Here is a 17,778-nt window from a genome sequence, read left to right as displayed (position 1 = left end):
TTCTTCTCTCCCACGATCTTGTTCAAATTGCCGGTTGCCGAGACTGCCCGAGCCTCAGCGTTCCTTGACATAGGGCACGCCGCCGGCGCGCGGCGGGATCGCCTTGCCGATGAAGCCGGCGAGCAGGATGACGGTGAGCACATAGGGCAGCGCCTGCATGAACTGCACCGGCACTTTGCCGAGGATCGGCAGCGGCGAGCCCTGCAAGCGGATCGATGCCGCGTCGAGGAAGCCGAACAGCAGGCAGGCGAACATCGCGTTGACCGGCTTCCATTTGGCGAAGATCAGCGCGGCAAGCGCGATATAGCCCTTGCCTGCGGTCATGTCCTTCACGAAGCCGCCATTCTGGACCATGGAGAGATATGCGCCGGCGACGCCGGTAAGGATACCGGTGCAGATCAGCGCCCGGTAGCGCAGCCAGGCGACCGAGATGCCGGCGGTGTCGACGGCCGCCGGGTTTTCGCCCACGGCCCGCATTCTGAGACCGAAGCGGGTGCGGAACAGCACCCACCAGGTGAACGGCACCATCGCGAAGGCGAAGTAGACCAGGATCGAATGGCCGGAGATCAGCTCGGCATAAACGGGCCCGAGGATCGGCACGTTGCGAACGGCTTCGGCGCCGGGCCACACGATCGCCTCGAAGCGCTCGCCCGGCTGCAGCGCCGGCGTGCGGCCGCCCTGCTCGAACCAGGCCTGGCCGAGGATGATGGTCGAGCCGGCGGCGACGAAGTTGATGGCGACTCCGGAGACGATCTGGTTGCCGCGATGCGTGATCGAGGCGAAACCGTGCACCATGGCGAAGGCGACCGAGATCAGGACGGCGGTGCCGAGACCGATAAAGGCCGAATGGAAGACCGATGCCGCTGCAGCGCCGGCGAAGGCGCCGACCAGCATCTTGCCTTCGAGACCGATATCGAAGATGCCGGCCCGCTCTGAATAGAGGCCGGCAAGACAGGCAAGCAGCAGCGGCACCGACAGGCGGATGGTGGAATCCAGGACCTGGACGATCGCGTTGAAACTGTCCATCTCAGGCCCCCTTCCCCTTGACCGCCTGCATGCCGACCGATTTGGGGCTGACCGATGCGAACAGCGCCTGAATATAGGGCCTGAACATATGCTCCAGCGCGCCGGCGAAGAGGATGACCAACCCTTGAATGATGACGATCATGTCGCGGCTGATCGCCGGCATCTCGAAGGCAAGCTCGGCTCCGCCCTGGTAGAGCATGCCGAACAGGATCGCCGCCAGCACGATGCCGACCGGATGCAGCCTGCCCATCAGCGCGACCGCGATGCCGACATAGCCGGCGCCCGAGACGAAATCGATCGCCACATTGTGCTGGTCGCCCATCACGGGGTTGAGCGCCATCATGCCAGCCAGCGCGCCCGAGATCATCATCGCGGTGAGGATGATGCGGGTTTCCGAAATGCCGGCATAGCGCGCCGCTTTCGGACTATGGCCGTAGGTGCGCATCTCGTAGCCGAGCTTGGTGCGCCAGATCAGCAGCCAGACCAGGAACGCCATCGCCAGCGCCAGCAGGAAGCAGATGTTGAGCGGCGCCGAGCGGATCTTGGCGCCGAACAATTCGATCATCCAGTTGAGCTTCGGCAATTCCGCGCCGGCCAGGAAATTGCGTGTCTGCGGGGCCTGCGATCCGACCGGCTTCAGCGGACCGACCAGTAGATACACCATCACCGAGGCGGCAATGAAGTTGAACATGATGGTGGTGATGACGATGTGCGAGCCACGCTTGGCCTGCAGGTAGGCCGGGATGAAACCCCAGAGCGCGCCGAACGCCGCCGCGGCGACGATCGCCATCGGAAATATCAGCCACCAGGGCAGGACGCTGTCGAAGCTCAGGCAGACGAGCGCGATGCCGAGGCCGCCGATATAGGCCTGGCCTTCGGTGCCGATGTTGAACAGGCTGCAATGCGCCGCCACCGCCACCGACAGCCCGGTGAAGATGAAGGTCGTGGCATAGAACAAGGTGAAGGCGATGCCTGTGCCCTTGCCGAAAGCGCCTTCGACCAGGATGACGGCGGCGCGGAACGGATTTTCGCCGACCAGCATGACGACGAAGCCCGCGACGATGAAAGCAACCGACAGGTTGATCAACGGAATCAACCCATAGTCGGCCCAGGCCGGCAGCTTGGCGTAAGGCGTGCTCATTCGGCGGCCTCCTGGTGCTCGACACCGGCCATCAAGAGGCCAAGCTCGCCTTCCGTCGCTTCCGGTCCGCGTTCGCCGACGATGCGGCCGGCGAACATTACCAGGATGCGGTCGGACAGCGAGCGGATCTCGTCGAGCTCGACCGACACGACCAGCACCGCCTTGCCCTGATCGCGCATGGCGATCAGCCGCTTGTGGATGAATTCGATGGCGCCGACGTCGACGCCGCGCGTCGGCTGGCCGACGATCAGCACGCCGGGATCCTGCTCCATCTCCCTGGCCAGCACGATCTTCTGCTGGTTGCCGCCGGAGAAATTTGCGGTCTTCAGCCGCGGATTGGCGGGACGGATGTCGTATTTCTCGATCTTGTCCTTCGCGTCGGCCATGATGGCATCGACGTTCAGGAACGGTCCCTTGAGATAGCGCTCGTCGTCGTGATAGCCGAGGATCGAGTTCTCGTTCTCCTCAAAGGCGAGCACCAGCCCGACATGGTGGCGGTCTTCCGGCACATGGGCGAGACCGCGGTCGCGCAATTCGCCGGGATCGGCCTTGCCGGTCAGCTCGATTGGCTTGCCTTCGAGCATGACCTCGCCCGAGACGGCGTGCCGGATGCCGGAGATCGCCTCGAGCAGCTCCGACTGGCCGTTGCCGGCCACGCCGGCGATGCCGACGATCTCGCCGCCGCGGACGTCGAAGGAGACGTCGTCGACCATGGTGACGCCGCGTGAATCCTTGACCGTCAGGTTCTTGACCGAGAGTTTTATCGCACCGGTCTCCGACTGGCCCTTCTCCACCCGCAAGAGCACGCGCCGGCCGACCATCAGTTCGGCCAATTCGCCGACCGTCGTTTCCCTGGTCACCCTGGTCGCCACCATGGTCCCCTGGCGCATCACCGAGACCGTGTCGGTAACGGCCATGATCTCGCGCAGCTTGTGGGTGATGAGCACCACCGTTTTTCCCTGTTCCTTCAGCTGCTTGAGGATGCGGAACAGATGGTCGGCCTCGGCTGGCGTCAAAACCCCTGTCGGCTCGTCGAGGATCAGGATCTCGGCGCCGCGATAGAGCGCCTTGAGGATCTCGACGCGCTGCTGCAGGCCGACCGGCAATTCCTCGATGATGGCGTCGGGATCGACCTCGAGGCCGTATTCGCGCTCCAGTCGTTCGAGTTCGGAGCGCGCCTTGGCGATGCTGCTCTTCAACAGCGCGTCGGTCTCGGCGCCGAGGATGACGTTCTCCAGCACCGTGAAATTGTCGACCAGCATGAAATGTTGGTGCACCATGCCGATGCCGAGCGCTATCGCGTCGTTTGGGGTGTTGATCGACACCGGCTTGCCCGCCACGCGGATTTCGCCGCTGTCGGCTTGGTAGAAGCCATAGAGGATCGACATCAGCGTCGATTTGCCTGCGCCGTTCTCCCCGACAATGCCATGGATGGTGCCGCGCGTGACTTCCAGGTTGATGTCGCGGTTGGCGCGCACGGCGCCAAAACTCTTGTTGATGCCTATGAGCTCGATTGCGGCTTGCGCCATGCAGCCTGTCCCACTCGTTATTTTTTATCGCTTGGTCAAAATGCCTAGCATGATGCCCCGCCCGTGCCAATTGGCCGAAACGCCATTCACTCTCGACAAATCCCCCCGCGCTTGTCAATTTCGAAGGTGGCCGGGAGCTTCACATTCACAGAGACCGGGATGATGACGATGCCTGACGATCGGCTGACGACGCTGGAAATCCGCGCCGCCGAGCAGGAAAAGACGATCGAGGAACTGTCCGGCCAGATCGCCGAGCAGTGGACGGTGATCGAGCGCATGGAACGCAAGCTGGCCGCCCTTGCCGACCGATTCTTGGCCCTGGAGGAGCAGGCCGCTCCCGACGTGCCGGTGACCAAGCCGCCGCACTACTGAGCCTGCAGGGGGAGCGAGCGAGTTCGAGGAGAACGGTCATGGCCGGTGAAGGAGACCGCATCGCAAGGGCCGGCGACTATGTCTTCGGCCTGATGGACGAACGGGAGCGCGCTCGCGCCGAGCGCGACCTACAGATCGATCCCGCCTTTCGCGACGCGGTGCTGCGGCTTGCCGAGCGCATGCGTGCTTTGGAGCCGCAGGGAGCGTCGGCCACGGCTTCGGATGAGCGCTGGCAGCTTATCCAGCGCCGGCTTGGCGAATTGCCGCAAATGCGGTTTGCCGGGCTGGACAAGGGCGATGCGAAGCCGCAGCCGATCGTGATCAACAAGATCGAGCGCAAGCCTTATGGCGTCGGCCTGCATTCCCTTGGCGACCGGCTCGGCCTGGCTATCGCGCTCGCCCTGGCGGCCGCCTTCGCGCTGGGCTATCTCGCCGGCACGCTATAGGGCGCACGACATCAGAAGCATCGGCTCGCCCTCCTGCTCGAAAGCTTCCGTGGCAGTCCAGCCAAGCGCTTCGTAGAAAGATCGTGCCTGCCAGGTGTAGAGATAGAGCCGGTTAACGCCGGCCGACGCGGCGTGGCCTTCTATGGCCCTGACCAGCGCCGAGCCAACGCCCTGGCCTCGATACGCCTTGTCAACAACAAGCCCGGCGAGCCATCATGCGCCGGGTCGATCTCGTTGCGGACGAAGAGGCAGCTTCCGATCGGCGGGCCGCCGAGGCGGGCGACGACAGCCGCCTCGAACCCGTCGCCTGCGATCAGCCGGCGAAGTCCCGCAATATCCTCTGCGAGCGTCCGGCCGGTGCCCTCAAAGAAGGCGGCAAGGCGCAGCTTGGCGATCGCCTCGACATCGCGCTCCGTCATGGCTTCGATAATCGGTTGCATGATGCTGGTCCGAAAAACAAACCGCCGGGCGAAAGCCCGGCGGTCGAAGAAGCCTCGTTCAGTTGCCGATCAATACGGGCAGTTGTTGTCGGTGGTGTAGTCGTGCACCTGGACCTTGCCGGCAATAATGTCGGCCTTGGCCTTTTCGACGGCCGCCTTCATTTCATCCGTCACCAGCGCCTTGTTGTTGTCGTCCATGGCGTAGTCGACACCGCCTTCCTTGAGGCCGAGATTTTCGACGCCGCCCTTGAAGGTGCCGTTCTTGCCGTCCATGAAAGCATTGTAGACGGCAACGTCGACGCGCTTCATCATCGAGGTCAGCACCTTGCCGGGCTGCAGGCCGTTCTGGTTGGAATCGACGCCGATGCCGAGCTTGCCGGCATCCGCGGCCGCCTGCAGCACGCCGACGCCGGTGCCGCCGGCCGCGGCATAGACGACGTCCGCGCCCTGATCGATCTGCGTCTTGGCGATCTCGCCGCCCTTGGCGGGGTCGTTCCAGGCGGCCGGGGTATCGCCGGTCATGTTCTGGATGACCTCGGTGGCCCCGGCAGACTTGGCGCCGCCGACATAGCCGCATTCAAACTTGCGGATCAGCGGGATGTCCATGCCGCCGACGAAGCCGACCTTCTTCGACTTCGACGCCATCGCAGCCAGAATGCCGACGAGGTAGGAGCCTTCGTTCTCCTTGAACACCAGCGAGCGGACATTGGGCAGGTCGACGGCATCGTCGATGATGGCGAAGTTGAGGTCGGTATATTCGGCCGCGACCTTCTTCAGCGCATCTTCCCAGGCAAAGCCGGCCATCACGATCGGGTTGCGGCCGTCCTCGGCGAAGCGGCGCAGCGCCTGCTCGCGCTGCGAAGCGTTGGAGACTTCGAACTCGACATAAGCGACGCCGGTTTCCTTCTTGAATTTCTCGGCGCCGTTATATGCAGCCTCGTTGAAGGATTTGTCGAACTTGCCGCCGAGATCGTAGAGGATGGCCGGCTGGACATCCGCGGCGAAGGCCGGGAGAACCATTGCGGTTGCGGCCAGGAGGCCGAGAACGATACGTTTCATGTGATCCACACCCTGTCGGTTATTTTCCGTTTGCACCGCAAACCCTGCCCGGTCCTCCGGCAGGCATGCGACGTCAGGCAGGAAGTGTATGCCCCTCCCGCTCGCGGCCAATCTGGCACGGCCCGAAACAAAATTCACGTGGAATTTTGACCTGTTGGAAAAAGCGTGAAGGCCGACCGTTTCGGGCGGAGTCCGCGTCAGTTGGTCGGGGCGAATTCGTGGCGCCGCCGGCGGTAGCCGAGGGCGTAGAGCAGGAACGCCAATACCGCGAACACGGCGAATCCCGGCTGGCCGAGCACCCAGGCGATGATCCCGTCCCAGACCAGCGGACTGGCCTTGGCGCGCACATAGGTCTCGAACGCGGCGCGCGTGTCGGGCGATACCGCCAGCCAGCTTGCGTTGAGCGGCGTCATGACCGGCGCCGACGCCGCGACGGAGCGCGTGGTGTCGATCACCGCCATGATGACAGAAATCGACAACGCAACCATAGCCGCCAGCCGAAAGATGAAACGCAGCATCCAACGCACTCCCCGGGAAAACTCCCGTCTGCCCCGCCAAACGACATAGAGCGTGCACAACCGCCACGCAATCGCGACACGTGATTTTGAGTTAGGTGCTCCGCGCCGGTTTGCGCCGGTTGACGCGCCAGATGGCGAAAATCCCGCCGCCGATGGCGCCGATGATCAGGCCGCCCAAGCCGATGAAGACAGCAAAAAACCCGCAGGCGCCCTCGAAGCAGCTCATATGGGTGGCGTCGGCGATTAGCGACCCCGCGAAAAATCCGATGCAGGCGCCGATGGCGCCGCCAAGAATGATGCCGAGCAACGCGGCGACGAGCGAGACCAGGAGCGGCGGGCGTTCGGCCTCGGGATTGGCATACACCGTGTCGGCGCCGCCGCCGCGCCGCAAGAGGTAGATGCAGAGCAGGCCGATGGCGATCTCGGCGACCGTGAAGCCCAGCGCTTCGGCCGAGAAGTCGAAACCGGGCACAAGAAGCGTGTAGGCCTGACGCACGACGAGCCAAAGGATGATGGCGACTTGCCAGATCGTATAGTGACGCGGGAAACGCGCCGACCGGTTGAAGGCGAGGCCGAGCAGGTAAAGCCCCCACAGAATGGTCACGACGCCGCCGGTCAGCTCGCCATAGATCAGGAAGAGCACGCTTTCCGGCAGATTGAAGTCTCCGATCAGCCGCCAGTTCGAGATCAGGCCATAGGCCGATAACCCCATGACGATGATCAGCCACGCCACGGGGATGACGGAGAGCCCGCTGTCGGGCCGGGTCGCGGGCTGCGGGTTGATCGATGCCATGTCAGGACAATGCCCCTCGCAAAGCCCAAGCAGTTCCGGGAACTGCGTCGTGGTTTTCCGTCCGGAAGTGCACGAAACAAACGCCTGAGACAGTCGACAGGCGGCCAGGGCCGAAGTCAAGCGCGGGAAACCGCGCCGGCCAGCCTGTGCACAGCATTCGGCTGCATGGCAGGCCACCGGAGCAGCTTTCGCGCCATCCACGGCAAAAGCCACGGAATGACTTGGCATTCGCTTTAGGATCGACTAGATGAGCCCCGCGCCTGTTTTGCCTAGACGGCTAGAGGTGCCGGGAAAGGGTTGCCTGCCGGTTGAAGGCACCCCAAATTTAGGCCGAGAGGCCTTCCCGAGGGAGATGCATCTCCCCAACCCGCGCGGCGAAACCGGCCGACGCGACATGCAAGACGGAGAGGTGGCCGAGTGGTTGAAGGCGCACGCCTGGAAAGTGTGTTTACGGGAAACCGTAACGCGGGTTCGAATCCCGCTCTCTCCGCCAGTTCCTCAACAAAATCAATGATTTAGAGCGAATTTCAGAACTTACCCGCCAAAAAGCCCCTCATGCAGGATGCTATTGATTTAGACAGCATGCGACGGCATGAGACATAACAGCCGGGTGCCATTCCCATCGAAAAACGGGATCCCATCGAGAACGGGGAGTACTCTCAGAGCGCCTTCTGCAAGTGCCTGCCGAAGCGATGAGCGCTCGTTGCGACCCAATTTGTGGATGCGGCCGACGGCTCGGCCGTAATTTCACATAATTTCACATTTCAAATAAGACACAAAAATCGACCCCGAGCTGACGGCCGAAACCCGCTTAGGCAGTGGGATGCGCCCCGTAATGAGGCCGGGCTTCCGTGTCGATTCCAAATCTTTTGCTCTTCGGCTGTCCGCTCGTCCGTCTTGACCAGGATGAACCTACAGCCTATCTCACCGCCACGTTGGCACTCCCCGCTGGCGAGTGCTAACCGGCTCCGGCAACGGAGAACCTTTCAACCTCGGCACCAGGGATATCCAAAATGACAAAGTCGAATTTCCGGCCGCTGCATGACCGCGTGGTCGTTCGTCGAGTCGAATCCGAATCCACGACCGCGGGCGGGATCATCATCCCCGATACGGCTAAGGAAAAGCCGCAGGAAGGCGAGATCATCGCCGTCGGTTCCGGCGCCCGCGACGAGAGCGGCAAGCTCGTGCCCCTGGACGTCAAGGCCGGCGACCGCATCCTGTTCGGCAAGTGGTCGGGCACTGAAGTCAAGCTCAATGGCGAAGACCTTCTGATCATGAAGGAATCCGACATCATGGGCATCATCGGCTGAATTTCGGCCTCTCCATCAACTGAGTTTTCGGGCTCTTCCCGAGCCCCTGTCAGGAGCTAACCATGGCTGCAAAAGACGTAAAATTCTCCCGCGACGCCCGTGAGCGCATGCTGCGCGGTGTCAACATCCTCGCCGACGCGGTGAAGGTAACGCTTGGTCCCAAGGGCCGGAACGTCGTGATCGACAAGTCGTTCGGCGCTCCGCGCATCACCAAGGACGGCGTCACCGTCGCCAAGGAGATCGAGCTCGAGGACAAGTTCGAGAACATGGGCGCCCAGATGGTCCGCGAAGTCGCTTCGAAGACCAACGACATCGCCGGCGACGGCACGACAACCGCGACCGTTCTGGCGCAGTCGATCGTCCAGGAAGGGAACAAGGCCGTTGCCGCCGGCATGAACCCGATGGACCTCAAGCGCGGCATCGACCTCGCCGTCACCGAGGTCGTCGCGACGCTGATCAAGAACGCCAAGAAGATCAAGACCTCCGAGGAGGTTGCCCAGGTCGGCACCATCGCCGGCAATGGCGACGTTTCGGTCGGCTCGATGATCGCGGAAGCGATGCAGAAGGTCGGCAACGAAGGCGTCATCACCGTCGAGGAGGCCAAGACCGCCGAGACCGAGCTGGAAGTCGTCGAAGGCATGCAGTTCGACCGCGGCTACCTGTCGCCCTACTTCGTCACCAACGCCGACAAGATGGTCGCCGATCTGGAAGACGCCTACATCCTGCTGCACGAGAAGAAGCTCTCCAACCTGCAGGCCATGCTGCCGGTCCTGGAAGCCGTCGTTCAGACCTCGAAGCCGCTGCTCATCATCTCGGAAGACGTCGAAGGCGAGGCCCTGGCCACGCTGGTCGTCAACAAGCTGCGCGGTGGCCTGAAGATCGCCGCCGTCAAGGCTCCGGGCTTCGGTGACCGCCGCAAGGCCATGCTGGAAGACATCGCCATCCTAACCGGTGGCCAGGTCATCTCGGAAGACCTCGGCATCAAGCTCGAGAATGTCGGCCTCAACATGCTCGGCCGCGCCAAGAAGGTGTCGATCTCCAAGGAGAACACCACCATCGTCGACGGTGCTGGCAAGAAAGAAGAGATCCAGGGCCGCGTCGCCCAGATCAAGCAGCAGATCGACGAAACCACCTCGGACTACGACAAGGAGAAGCTGCAGGAGCGTCTGGCCAAGCTCGCCGGCGGCGTTGCCGTGATCCGCGTCGGCGGCGCGACCGAAGTGGAAGTGAAGGAAAAGAAGGACCGTGTCGACGACGCCCTCAACGCGACCCGCGCGGCCGTGGAAGAAGGCATCGTTCCCGGCGGCGGCGTCGCGCTGCTGCGCGCTTCGCTGGCCATCACTGTCAGCGGCGCCAACTCCGATCAGACCGCCGGCATCGCCATCGTGCGTCGCGCGCTGCAGGCTCCGGCCCGTCAGATCGCGGCCAACGCCGGTGCGGAAGCCTCGATCGTTGCCGGCAAGATCCTTGAGAACAAGGGCGCGACCTTCGGCTACAACGCCCAGACCGGCGAGTATGGCGACATGATCGTCATGGGCATCGTCGACCCGGTCAAGGTCGTGCGCACGGCTCTCCAGGACGCGGCCTCGGTCGCCGGCCTGCTCGTCACCACCGAAGCCATGATCGCCGAGGCTCCGAAGAAGGAGCCGGCTGGCGGCGGCATGCCTGGTGGCATGCCCGGCGGCGGCATGGGTGGTATGGGGGGTATGGATTTCTAAGGTCCACGCCACCTCAACAATGTCGAGGGGCGGCAGCGATGCCGCCCTTTTCTTTGACGCGGAGCCAAGCCCGATCGCCCATCCACAAAGGCTACATACGGCGGCACTTTCACATCCAAAAGACTAACGCCCTCCAATGCGAAGTAGCTTGAGAAACCCTCTCGCCCTAATTGTCATTCCTCAGCCTCACGGGCAGATGATTTCAACGCCATTCTATTTGGTCATTCAGTCGAAATTTACGGGAAGACCGAGGAGACGATCATCTCTGCGGGAAACCCACTACAGACGGTAGGCTCACCATAGACGAAATTGCGCTGGTGGGCAGAATTCCGACATTGATCGGCAACAGTCTCTCCGGCGGCGCCTCGTGCGAAGGATCGCCCTTCGTCGTATCGTTCCCAACAGGAACCCTCGCATTGACGGGCCAATCGAGGGCAGCGACTGCGCGTTGGTACCCGTTAGGTTGAAGATACTGTGATTACATTTTCCATTGCCCCAAGCGCCGGAAGGGTTGGCAAAGCATGGGTGTGGACGCCATCAGCCGGGCTTACCGAGGGGCCGTCCGTCGAAATGCGACCAGACATGGATAAGGGCTTTGCAACCCTATGTGAACGCGCCATCAAACATCCGTCGGAACTTTCTCCTACGGCGAAGTGGCCGCGCTATCAGTGACCTACTCGGAACCGACCTTAAGGCAAACCGCGAAACGCTCGACGGGGCTGGTTCCGGCAAATTCGTCTGCGACGACTATGTCGGAACGGCTTGCACCCCCCATATGTGCGGCCTTCAGGAGGCAATGGTTTTCGTGTCCGCAAAAGAGCATCGTATCTATGCGGCCTTGAAACCGGATCAAAAGAAAATTGAGGTCTGGCCACCTCTGCATGATTGGCCAGAAAGGCTCGGGCCGAACTGGAAGCGTGGGCAAAAAAATGGATCTAGCTGCAGGCCACACTGATCGCGATCTTTTGACCGAGCATGAATTCGAGACGAATCTGAAATGATGATCTTGCAGCAGAGACATTCGGTTGCCTTTACAATCGCGGCTTGCCTCGTTGGCGGTTCAGTGTTGGCCCAATCAGCTATCGAGCATCACGTCTGGCAAGATAAGCGCAAATTCGAACCGTATAGCCGCACTGCAAAGTCAATCACCGGCGCGATACGGCTCTCGGGAAATCCAGATTTCGCCACCCCGGGCAGCAAGATGGCGATCACATTCGGAAACGGCAAAAAGATAGGTCTGACCTCGGTGGGCGCTTCTTGGCGTCAGTGGGACGAAACGGACGATAAGAAATCGACCGCGGAAGTCTTCAAATTGTCGCGGGATCCGGGTGCTCTCAAAAACGGCAACACGCTTTGCGGCGATCCGAAATCTGACCTCGCCCAATACGTCGTGTTTCTCGAAAGATCGTCGTTTGGAGACTCTCCGCTGCTTGGAATGGCCGTTTTTGGATCGAAAGAAGTCCCACACGACATCAATAGCCAAAGTCTCTGCGGTACTTTCAGCTATTCTACCGACTAATCTGGGAGATCCGGGATTCGGTCGCCCGAGGCAAATATCGACTAGGGGGAATAGGTGATGCAAGAAGCGCGAACAGAGGGACTTGGTCTAGCCCGATTTGTTTTTGGTCTGGTCTAGCTTGAGCCCGGTTTTCCTACTATGGGCCGTGCGTGGCGTTGCACCCATTTTCCGATCTAACGTCGGGACAGCGATCTGGCTCAGCGTCCGGCTTGTCGTCCTGGTCGATGAGGATGCGCTCAACGGCTCCATCAAGATCCTCATATTGGCCACTTCTCAACGCCCATAGAAAGCCAGACAGCCCCAGTGCGCCAAAAAATAGGGCGACTGGTATAAGGTAGACGAGTGTCGTCATGACGGCCGCGCTGATGAGTGAATGCCAGAACGCGTTGCCGAAGAAGCCCTTTTCAGCTCGGCGAGCATAAAGCCCTGCAGCCGCAGCGCGTTTCCGATCACCAGCAGCGATGAGGCGGACATCGCGACCGCCGCGATCAACGGTGTGACGTGGCCAAGGATGGCGATCGGAACGGCAACGGCGTTGTAGATGATCGCGATAGCTATGTTCTGGCGGATCAGCCGCCCTGCCTTCCGCGAGACGTCCAGCGCAAGAGGTACCGCCGAAAGGCTTTCACGCAGGAACACGAAATCGGCGGCGGTGCGGCCGACATCGGCGGCGGTGGCTGGAGCGATCGAGACGTGCGCCGCGCCCAGCGCTGGGCTGTCGTTGAGCCCGTCGCCCACCATCAGAACCTTGTGGCCGGCCTTGGTCAGCACTTCGATCCGCTTAGCCTTCCCGGACGGCAGCAGCGCCGAAGCAAAACGGTCGATGCCCAATATTCTTGCGACATCGCCACAGGCGTCTGCGGTATCGCCCGACAGCATTTCGACCGAGACCCCGGCATCGTTCAACTGCGCCAAGGCGGCCCCGGCATCGGGCCGCAACGCATCCTCGAAAACGAAGGATGCGACAATGCCCCCGTCTTTCGTCAGGACTGTTCCGCCATGCCCGCTTTCGCCATCGGTTCGGGCCTTCCATCCAGCCCATCCGCGCCGGCCCAGCCGCCAGATACTTCCGGCGACAGTGGCTTCGATTCCAAACCCCGGATGCTCTGTGACGGCATCGAACTTATGCTGCCCGCCAGCAGCGGCAAAACCGGCTATAGCCTTTGAAAACGGATGACGCGAATGCGCGGCCATATCGGCGGCGATTGCCAGCACGGCCGGATCGATCGACGACGCATTGACGAGGCGGGGCTGTCCGAGCGTGAGTGTTCCGGTCTTGTCGAACACCGCCGTATCCATCGTCGCCAGGCGCTCCATTGCCGAACCGTCCTTGACCATGATGCCGCTTTCGAACAGACGTCGCGCCGCGACCACCTGCACGATTGGCACGGCGAGGCCGAGCGCACACGGGCACGTGATGATGAGAACGGCAATTGCAATCGTCATTGCCAGGTGCCAGTCGCCGACCGCAACCATCCAACCGATGAATGTTATTAAGGCTGTGAGATGGATCACCGGCGCATAGAGGGCGGAGACACGATCGGCGATGCGTCGATAGGGCGAGCGGCCGCCCTCCGCCGCCTCCATCAACCGAACCATTTCCGCCAGGAACGAGTCGTTCGCGGCGGCTGTCGCCTCGATCGTCAGGGAGCCGGTAAGGTTGAGTACGCCAGCCTGCACGGGTACGCCTGGCGCCACGTTTCTGGGCGTGCTCTCGCCGGAGACCAGGGAGCAGTCGAGATCCGACGATCCCCGAATGATCTTTCCGTCGACAGGAATCCTTTCGCCCGCTGCGATGAGCAGCTGCATTCCCGGTTCGATCTCGAAAACAGGCAGGTAGTCGCGCGCGCCGTCGCTGCGCAGCACCATGGCACCACGCGCCGCCAGCTGCGACAGGCCGTTTACGGCGGTCCGGGCACGCTCGCGCATGACGTGATCCAGCGTACGGCCGATTAACAGGAAGAACAGCAGCGATACCGACGCGTCGAAATAGGCGTGATCGCCATGATTGATCGTCTCATAGAGGCTCATGGCGTAGGCGAGCGACACCCCGACCGCGATCGGCACGTCCATGTTCATGCTGCCATGGCGCAGCGCGTTCCAGGCCGAGCGGAAGAAAATGCCGCCGGCGAAGGCAAGCGCCGGGATGGCGATCAGCGCCGAGACCCAGTGGAACAAGTCGCGGGTCGCGCCTTCGGCGCCGGACCAGACCGAGACCGAAAGCAGCATGATGTTGCCCGCCGCAAAACCAGCAACCGAGACCGCGCGGATGAGTTCGGATAGCGTCTTGTTCTTGTCGCCGACCTCGGGGTCGAACAGATGCACCTGGTAGCCTAGCCGCCCAAGCGCGAGGACGAACGGTGGCACCTCGTCACCACGCCACCTGACCGAGACCCTTTTCATCGACAGGTTGACGCGGGCGCTCTCGACGCGATCGAGCTTTGCCAACGCGGTCTCGATCCTCTGGATGCAGGCTGCGCAATGAACCGTCGGAACTGAAAGGTCGGTCTGGCGAAGACCATCGCCAACCAAGCGGCTCGCCAACCTGATCTCCTGGCCAGACGGCAGGACCGATGTGGTACCGGTCAGATCCAGCGCCAGTTCCGCGCCGGGTGAACAGCGGCTCATTGCAGCGCTCCTTGCGAAATCATGATCCGGCGAACGTCGCGATAGGGCTCCGCGAGACCGGCGTCGGCATCGACTTCGACGATCCAGACGCCATCCTTGGGCACGTCCCGTGCTGCAAACTCCTGAGCCGAAGCAAGGGCAAGAGTGACGGACTTGTCCTCGGCCTCATAAGCGGGATGACGAAACAGTATCTTCACGCCATGCAAGGGGACCGGCTTGCCGGTGGCATCGCTCAAGCTGTAGCGGACCTCACTCCGAGCGATCGTCAGGTTGCCGGTCCAGCCGAGTGCCGCCTGCGCGCGCCCTTCCTCGGCCTTTTTGTTGAATTGCTGACTGGCCACATAGGTGTTCTCGACGACAAGGCCGGTCCAGCTTTTGCTGGCGAGCGTCGCCATGGTCAGGTTGACGGCGATGACCACGCCGAAAAAGCCGAGAATGATGAGCAGCATGTGCCTGCCGGTGAACTCACGCGTCTTTTGTGTATTGGTGCTCATCTGGCGATCTCCGGTGCGTTGAAGGTGGCCGTGTATTCGTCCGATTCGAAGTTCGCCTTGTCCTCGACCCGGAACTTGAAGGTTTGTGCAGCATGCCGCACTTCACCCGCTGGCTGGCGCACGAAAACCTTCAGCATCTTCAGCCGGTCGGGTTCGACCGCGATGCCGAAGAAGCGATCTGCCGGCAGATCACTGCCGACGACGCTCATCTCGGCTCCCTGCAAGCCCTGCATCGCGACAATGATTGTCCTTGGCTCGGGGATCATGTTGAGCAGCTTGACGGTATAGCCATTGCGGATCGAACCGTCGGACAGCGTGACAAACTGTGGATTGCGGTCATGCAGCACGTTCAGTTCGAGCCGATCGCGCGTCAGCAGCGAATAGAGCAGGCCCAGCCCGATCAGCGACCACAGGCCCATGTAGACGTAGGTGCGCGGCCGAAAGATCTTGCGAATGTGAAAATACGCCACCTGATCGCAGAAGGTGCCGACAGCAGTCCTGACCAGCGACGGATTGATCGAACTGGAGCCGCCTGCTGTCGCCAGCATCATGTTGGCGTTGTAGTGGAAGAGCGTCGCGTAGGAGATCAGCCCACGCTCCTTGCCGAGCTTGTCCATGACGCCGTCGCAGGCGTCGATACACAGCGCGCAGGTAATGCATTCGAGCTGCTGGCCGTCGCGAATGTCGATCCCCATCGGGCACACCGCGACGCAGGCATTGCAATCGACGCAGTCGCCGACCCGCTGCCCCGCCGCATGGGCCTTCTTGGCGTGCCTCGAACGAGGTTCGCCCCGCCAGTCGTTGTAGGTCACGGTGAGCGAATTCTCGTCGAGCATGGCAGCCTGGATGCGCGGCCATGGGCACATGTAGGTGCAGACTTGCTCGCGCATCAGCCCGCCGAACGTGTAGGTGGTCGCCGTCAGCACCGCGATGGTGACGTAGGCGACCGGAGCGGCAGTGCCAGTGAATACCTCGCTGATCAGCGTCGGCGCGTCGGCGAAATAGAAGATCCAGGCGCCGCCGGTGGCTACCGCTATGACCAGCCAGATGGCGTGCTTCGATACGCGCAGTACCAGTTTGCGCGCCGTCCATGGGCCGGCGTCGAGTTTCATGCGGGCGTTGCGATCGCCTTCGATCGCCCGCTCCACCACCAGGAAAAGGTCGACCCATACGGTCTGCGGGCAGGTATAGCCGCACCAGGCGCGGCCAACGGTTGACGTGATCAGGAAGAGGCCGATGCCGGCCATTATCAGAAGGCCGGCGACATAGTAGAATTCCTGCGGCCATATCTCGATGAAGAAGAAGTAGAAGCGGCGGTTGGCAAGATCGATCAGCACGGCCTGATCAGGAGCAAACGGACCTCGATCCCAGCGCAGCCAGGGTGTCAGATAGTAGATGCCCAGCGTGATCGCCATCACCAGCCACTTGAAGCGGCGGAAGCTACCCGAGGCGCGCTTGGGGAAGACTTTCTTGCGCGGTGCATAGAGCGGCTGTTGTGTCTTGGCGGAGTTGACCGCTTTTGCCTCGAGCCGCTCCATCTGCGTTTTATCCAGCACGTGTATCTCCACTTGCCCGCGGCCTATGACATCGTTGTGCGACGGACTTGTCTGCTTCGACAGACGTCCGGTCTGCCGCTTCGCCGAATGGGGCCGCGCCGCCTTGCAGCAGGGTCAATGGCCGCATGCCGGAATGGTGTCGAGGCCCGGCAAAGCCGGGCCTCGTCGCTTGGCGGGGGAGGGCCGAGAATAGGCTTCCGTTCCTATTCTCCGCCGCCAAGCGAATGGACATAAACCGCAAGTTCCTTAACCTTGGTCTCGCCGAGACGCCCGATCCAGGCCGGCATGACGCCGTGCTTCGGCGCACGGACCTGGACGGCGACGGCTGTCTCGCCCGACCCGTAGAGCCAGATCGCGTCGGTCAGGTCGGGTGCGCCGAGTTCCCTGTTGCCTTTCGCTTTGTCGCCGTGACAGGAGACGCAGTTTTCGGCGAAGATCTTGGCGCCGGGTTGAAGCAGAGTTGCATCGCGGACCTTGCCAGACAGGCTGGCAACGTAGGCGCTCACCTGTGCGATCTGATCGGCGGTGATGATATCGCCGAAGGCCGACATTTCCGACAGGCGCGTGTCCGGATCTGACGCGAAGCGGATGCCGTGCGCGATCGTTTGCTGGATCTGCTCGGCCGTGCCGCCCCACAGCCAGTCATCGTCGTTCAGGTTTGGAAAACCCTTCGACCCTTGGGCGCCGGAGCCATGGCACTGCGTGCAGTTGACCTTGAATGCGGCGCCGCCGGCCGCGACGGCGAATTCGCGCAAGGCATAGTCCGAGGCGATTTCAGAGAGGCTTTTCGACTCGACCGCCGCGGCGTATTTGCCTTTCGCCGCTTCCGCCGCCGCCAGCTCATTCTTGACATCGTTGCGGCTGGAATATCCAAGCACACCCTTGGTTGCGGAAGACAGCATGGGCCAAGCCGGATAGGCAATTGTATAAGCTACCGCCCAACCGACGGTGATGTAGAAGGTTATCACCCACCATCGGGGCAATGGGTTGTTGAGCTCCCTTATCCCGTCCCATTCATGACCGGTCGTCGAGATGCCCGAGACTTCGTCGATGTGCTCGTCGCTCATGATCGGTCGCCCTTGAGTGGAATCTGGGCGGCTTGCTCGGCCTGTGTTTTGCCGCCGGGACGCAAGGCAAAGGCAATGCTGCCGACGAAGAAGAGCGACATGGCAAGCAGACCCCAGCTGTCCGCGAATTCCCGCATCAAATCATAGCTCATTGCGCCCCCC

The 17,778-nt window shown here is 62.0% G+C and carries 18 protein-coding genes, 1 tRNA gene and 1 pseudogene; 6 read left to right on the top strand and 14 right to left on the bottom strand.

What is annotated here, in order from left to right:
- Positions 1-54: 54 nt before the first annotated feature.
- Genes CK224_RS05565 through CK224_RS05555 form a run of 3 tightly spaced genes read right to left on the bottom strand, consistent with a single transcriptional unit; the run spans position 55 to position 3,696 of the window.
- Positions 55-1,026, bottom strand: coding sequence for an ABC transporter permease (locus tag CK224_RS05565; protein ID WP_095778796.1), 972 nt, complete (start codon positions 1,024-1,026; stop codon positions 55-57).
- A gap of 1 nt (position 1,027) precedes the next feature.
- On the bottom strand, positions 1,028-2,167 hold the full coding sequence (locus CK224_RS05560; RefSeq protein WP_095781077.1) for an ABC transporter permease: 1,140 nt from the start codon (positions 2,165-2,167) through the stop codon (positions 1,028-1,030).
- On the bottom strand, positions 2,164-3,696 hold the full coding sequence (locus tag CK224_RS05555) for an ABC transporter ATP-binding protein (protein WP_095781076.1): 1,533 nt from the start codon (positions 3,694-3,696) through the stop codon (positions 2,164-2,166). The genes CK224_RS05560 and CK224_RS05555 overlap by 4 nt, the downstream gene beginning before the upstream one ends.
- A gap of 162 nt (positions 3,697-3,858) precedes the next feature.
- Between CK224_RS05555 and CK224_RS05550 the strand changes: the two genes are divergently transcribed.
- Both CK224_RS05550 and CK224_RS05545 read left to right on the top strand, forming a co-directional pair.
- Positions 3,859-4,068: a SlyX family protein gene (locus CK224_RS05550; protein WP_067002641.1), complete on the top strand. Its 210-nt coding sequence runs from the start codon at positions 3,859-3,861 to the stop codon at positions 4,066-4,068.
- 38 nt (positions 4,069-4,106) lie between these two features.
- A complete protein-coding gene (locus CK224_RS05545) occupies positions 4,107-4,514 on the top strand; it encodes a hypothetical protein (protein ID WP_095781075.1) in 408 nt (135 codons plus the stop codon).
- Here the strand turns inward: CK224_RS05545 and CK224_RS31870 are convergent.
- The 5 genes from CK224_RS31870 to CK224_RS05525 all read right to left on the bottom strand — a co-directional run bounded on the left by CK224_RS31870 (position 4,509) and on the right by CK224_RS05525 (position 7,324).
- On the bottom strand, positions 4,509-4,670 hold the full coding sequence (locus tag CK224_RS31870; protein ID WP_245425803.1) for a hypothetical protein: 162 nt from the start codon (positions 4,668-4,670) through the stop codon (positions 4,509-4,511). The two genes, CK224_RS05545 and CK224_RS31870, sit on opposite strands and share 6 nt — an antisense overlap.
- On the bottom strand, positions 4,655-4,954 hold the full coding sequence (locus CK224_RS05540; protein ID WP_245425748.1) for a hypothetical protein: 300 nt from the start codon (positions 4,952-4,954) through the stop codon (positions 4,655-4,657). Before CK224_RS05540 ends, CK224_RS31870 begins: the two co-directional genes overlap by 16 nt.
- 69 nt (positions 4,955-5,023) lie before the next feature.
- The gene (locus CK224_RS05535) at positions 5,024-6,013 is read right to left on the bottom strand and encodes a BMP family ABC transporter substrate-binding protein (RefSeq protein WP_067002774.1); all 990 of its coding nucleotides are present in this window, start codon (positions 6,011-6,013) and stop codon (positions 5,024-5,026) included.
- Between the two features lie 197 nt (positions 6,014-6,210).
- Complete coding sequence (locus CK224_RS05530) at positions 6,211-6,531, bottom strand: hypothetical protein (protein ID WP_095781074.1); 321 nt, start codon at positions 6,529-6,531, stop codon at positions 6,211-6,213.
- Between the two features lie 91 nt (positions 6,532-6,622).
- Positions 6,623-7,324, bottom strand: coding sequence for a DUF2569 family protein (locus CK224_RS05525; RefSeq protein WP_095781073.1), 702 nt, complete (start codon positions 7,322-7,324; stop codon positions 6,623-6,625).
- A gap of 403 nt (positions 7,325-7,727) precedes the next feature.
- Here CK224_RS05525 and CK224_RS05520 point away from each other — a divergent pair.
- The 4 genes from CK224_RS05520 to CK224_RS05505 all read left to right on the top strand — a co-directional run bounded on the left by CK224_RS05520 (position 7,728) and on the right by CK224_RS05505 (position 11,871).
- Positions 7,728-7,817 (top strand) — tRNA-Ser (locus CK224_RS05520).
- A gap of 520 nt (positions 7,818-8,337) precedes the next feature.
- Positions 8,338-8,634: a co-chaperone GroES gene (groES, locus tag CK224_RS05515; RefSeq protein ID WP_095781072.1), complete on the top strand. Its 297-nt coding sequence runs from the start codon at positions 8,338-8,340 to the stop codon at positions 8,632-8,634.
- A gap of 62 nt (positions 8,635-8,696) precedes the next feature.
- Positions 8,697-10,352 (top strand): chaperonin GroEL, encoded by a 1,656-nt coding sequence (gene groL, locus CK224_RS05510; protein WP_095781071.1) that lies wholly within the window; start codon positions 8,697-8,699, stop codon positions 10,350-10,352.
- A gap of 997 nt (positions 10,353-11,349) precedes the next feature.
- The gene (locus tag CK224_RS05505; RefSeq protein WP_095781070.1) at positions 11,350-11,871 is read left to right on the top strand and encodes a hypothetical protein; all 522 of its coding nucleotides are present in this window, start codon (positions 11,350-11,352) and stop codon (positions 11,869-11,871) included.
- Positions 11,872-12,073: 202 nt separating this feature from the next.
- On the opposite strand, the pseudogene ccoS reads toward CK224_RS05505, so the two are convergent.
- From ccoS to CK224_RS05475, 6 genes and pseudogenes are all read right to left on the bottom strand, one after another.
- Positions 12,074-12,223, bottom strand: a pseudogene (gene ccoS, locus CK224_RS05500) (cbb3-type cytochrome oxidase assembly protein CcoS); the annotation flags it as partial.
- Positions 12,220-14,499: a cation-translocating P-type ATPase gene (locus tag CK224_RS05495; protein WP_095781069.1), complete on the bottom strand. Its 2,280-nt coding sequence runs from the start codon at positions 14,497-14,499 to the stop codon at positions 12,220-12,222. The gene CK224_RS05495 and the pseudogene ccoS, both read right to left, overlap by 4 nt.
- Positions 14,496-14,993 (bottom strand): FixH family protein, encoded by a 498-nt coding sequence (locus CK224_RS05490; protein WP_095781068.1) that lies wholly within the window; start codon positions 14,991-14,993, stop codon positions 14,496-14,498. Before CK224_RS05490 ends, CK224_RS05495 begins: the two co-directional genes overlap by 4 nt.
- Positions 14,990-16,549 (bottom strand): cytochrome c oxidase accessory protein CcoG, encoded by a 1,560-nt coding sequence (ccoG, locus tag CK224_RS05485; protein WP_095781067.1) that lies wholly within the window; start codon positions 16,547-16,549, stop codon positions 14,990-14,992. Before ccoG ends, CK224_RS05490 begins: the two co-directional genes overlap by 4 nt.
- A gap of 203 nt (positions 16,550-16,752) precedes the next feature.
- The gene (ccoP, locus tag CK224_RS05480) at positions 16,753-17,616 is read right to left on the bottom strand and encodes a cytochrome-c oxidase, cbb3-type subunit III (RefSeq protein WP_095781066.1); all 864 of its coding nucleotides are present in this window, start codon (positions 17,614-17,616) and stop codon (positions 16,753-16,755) included.
- Positions 17,613-17,768, bottom strand: a complete 156-nt coding sequence (locus CK224_RS05475) for a CcoQ/FixQ family Cbb3-type cytochrome c oxidase assembly chaperone (protein ID WP_067002678.1) — start codon at positions 17,766-17,768, stop codon at positions 17,613-17,615. Before CK224_RS05475 ends, ccoP begins: the two co-directional genes overlap by 4 nt.
- Positions 17,769-17,778 lie beyond the last annotated feature (10 nt).

Origin of the sequence: Mesorhizobium sp. WSM3862 (assembly GCF_002294985.1) — a bacterium.
In the GTDB taxonomy this organism is placed as follows: Bacteria; Pseudomonadota; Alphaproteobacteria; order Rhizobiales; family Rhizobiaceae; genus Mesorhizobium.
The sequence above is the reverse complement of the archived record's forward strand: the minus strand, read 5'-3'. Positions and strand labels throughout refer to the sequence as shown.

What these genes read in the sequence shown, in the direction of transcription:
- CK224_RS05565 (WP_095778796.1), bottom strand. Translation starts at nt 1,026, where the DNA reads ATGGACAGTTTCAACGCGATCGTCCAGGTCCTGGATTCCACCATCCGC.
- CK224_RS05560 (WP_095781077.1), bottom strand. Translation starts at nt 2,167, where the DNA reads ATGAGCACGCCTTACGCCAAGCTGCCGGCCTGGGCCGACTATGGGTTG.
- CK224_RS05555 (WP_095781076.1), bottom strand. Translation starts at nt 3,696, where the DNA reads ATGGCGCAAGCCGCAATCGAGCTCATAGGCATCAACAAGAGTTTTGGC.
- CK224_RS05550 (WP_067002641.1), top strand. Translation starts at nt 3,859, where the DNA reads ATGACGATGCCTGACGATCGGCTGACGACGCTGGAAATCCGCGCCGCC.
- CK224_RS05545 (WP_095781075.1), top strand. Translation starts at nt 4,107, where the DNA reads ATGGCCGGTGAAGGAGACCGCATCGCAAGGGCCGGCGACTATGTCTTC.
- CK224_RS05540 (WP_245425748.1), bottom strand. Translation starts at nt 4,954, where the DNA reads ATGCAACCGATTATCGAAGCCATGACGGAGCGCGATGTCGAGGCGATC.
- CK224_RS05535 (WP_067002774.1), bottom strand. Translation starts at nt 6,013, where the DNA reads ATGAAACGTATCGTTCTCGGCCTCCTGGCCGCAACCGCAATGGTTCTC.
- CK224_RS05530 (WP_095781074.1), bottom strand. Translation starts at nt 6,531, where the DNA reads ATGCTGCGTTTCATCTTTCGGCTGGCGGCTATGGTTGCGTTGTCGATT.
- CK224_RS05525 (WP_095781073.1), bottom strand. Translation starts at nt 7,324, where the DNA reads ATGGCATCGATCAACCCGCAGCCCGCGACCCGGCCCGACAGCGGGCTC.
- groES (WP_095781072.1), top strand. Translation starts at nt 8,338, where the DNA reads ATGACAAAGTCGAATTTCCGGCCGCTGCATGACCGCGTGGTCGTTCGT.
- groL (WP_095781071.1), top strand. Translation starts at nt 8,697, where the DNA reads ATGGCTGCAAAAGACGTAAAATTCTCCCGCGACGCCCGTGAGCGCATG.
- CK224_RS05505 (WP_095781070.1), top strand. Translation starts at nt 11,350, where the DNA reads ATGATGATCTTGCAGCAGAGACATTCGGTTGCCTTTACAATCGCGGCT.
- CK224_RS05495 (WP_095781069.1), bottom strand. Translation starts at nt 14,499, where the DNA reads ATGAGCCGCTGTTCACCCGGCGCGGAACTGGCGCTGGATCTGACCGGT.
- CK224_RS05490 (WP_095781068.1), bottom strand. Translation starts at nt 14,993, where the DNA reads ATGAGCACCAATACACAAAAGACGCGTGAGTTCACCGGCAGGCACATG.
- ccoP (WP_095781066.1), bottom strand. Translation starts at nt 17,616, where the DNA reads ATGAGCGACGAGCACATCGACGAAGTCTCGGGCATCTCGACGACCGGT.
- CK224_RS05475 (WP_067002678.1), bottom strand. Translation starts at nt 17,768, where the DNA reads ATGAGCTATGATTTGATGCGGGAATTCGCGGACAGCTGGGGTCTGCTT.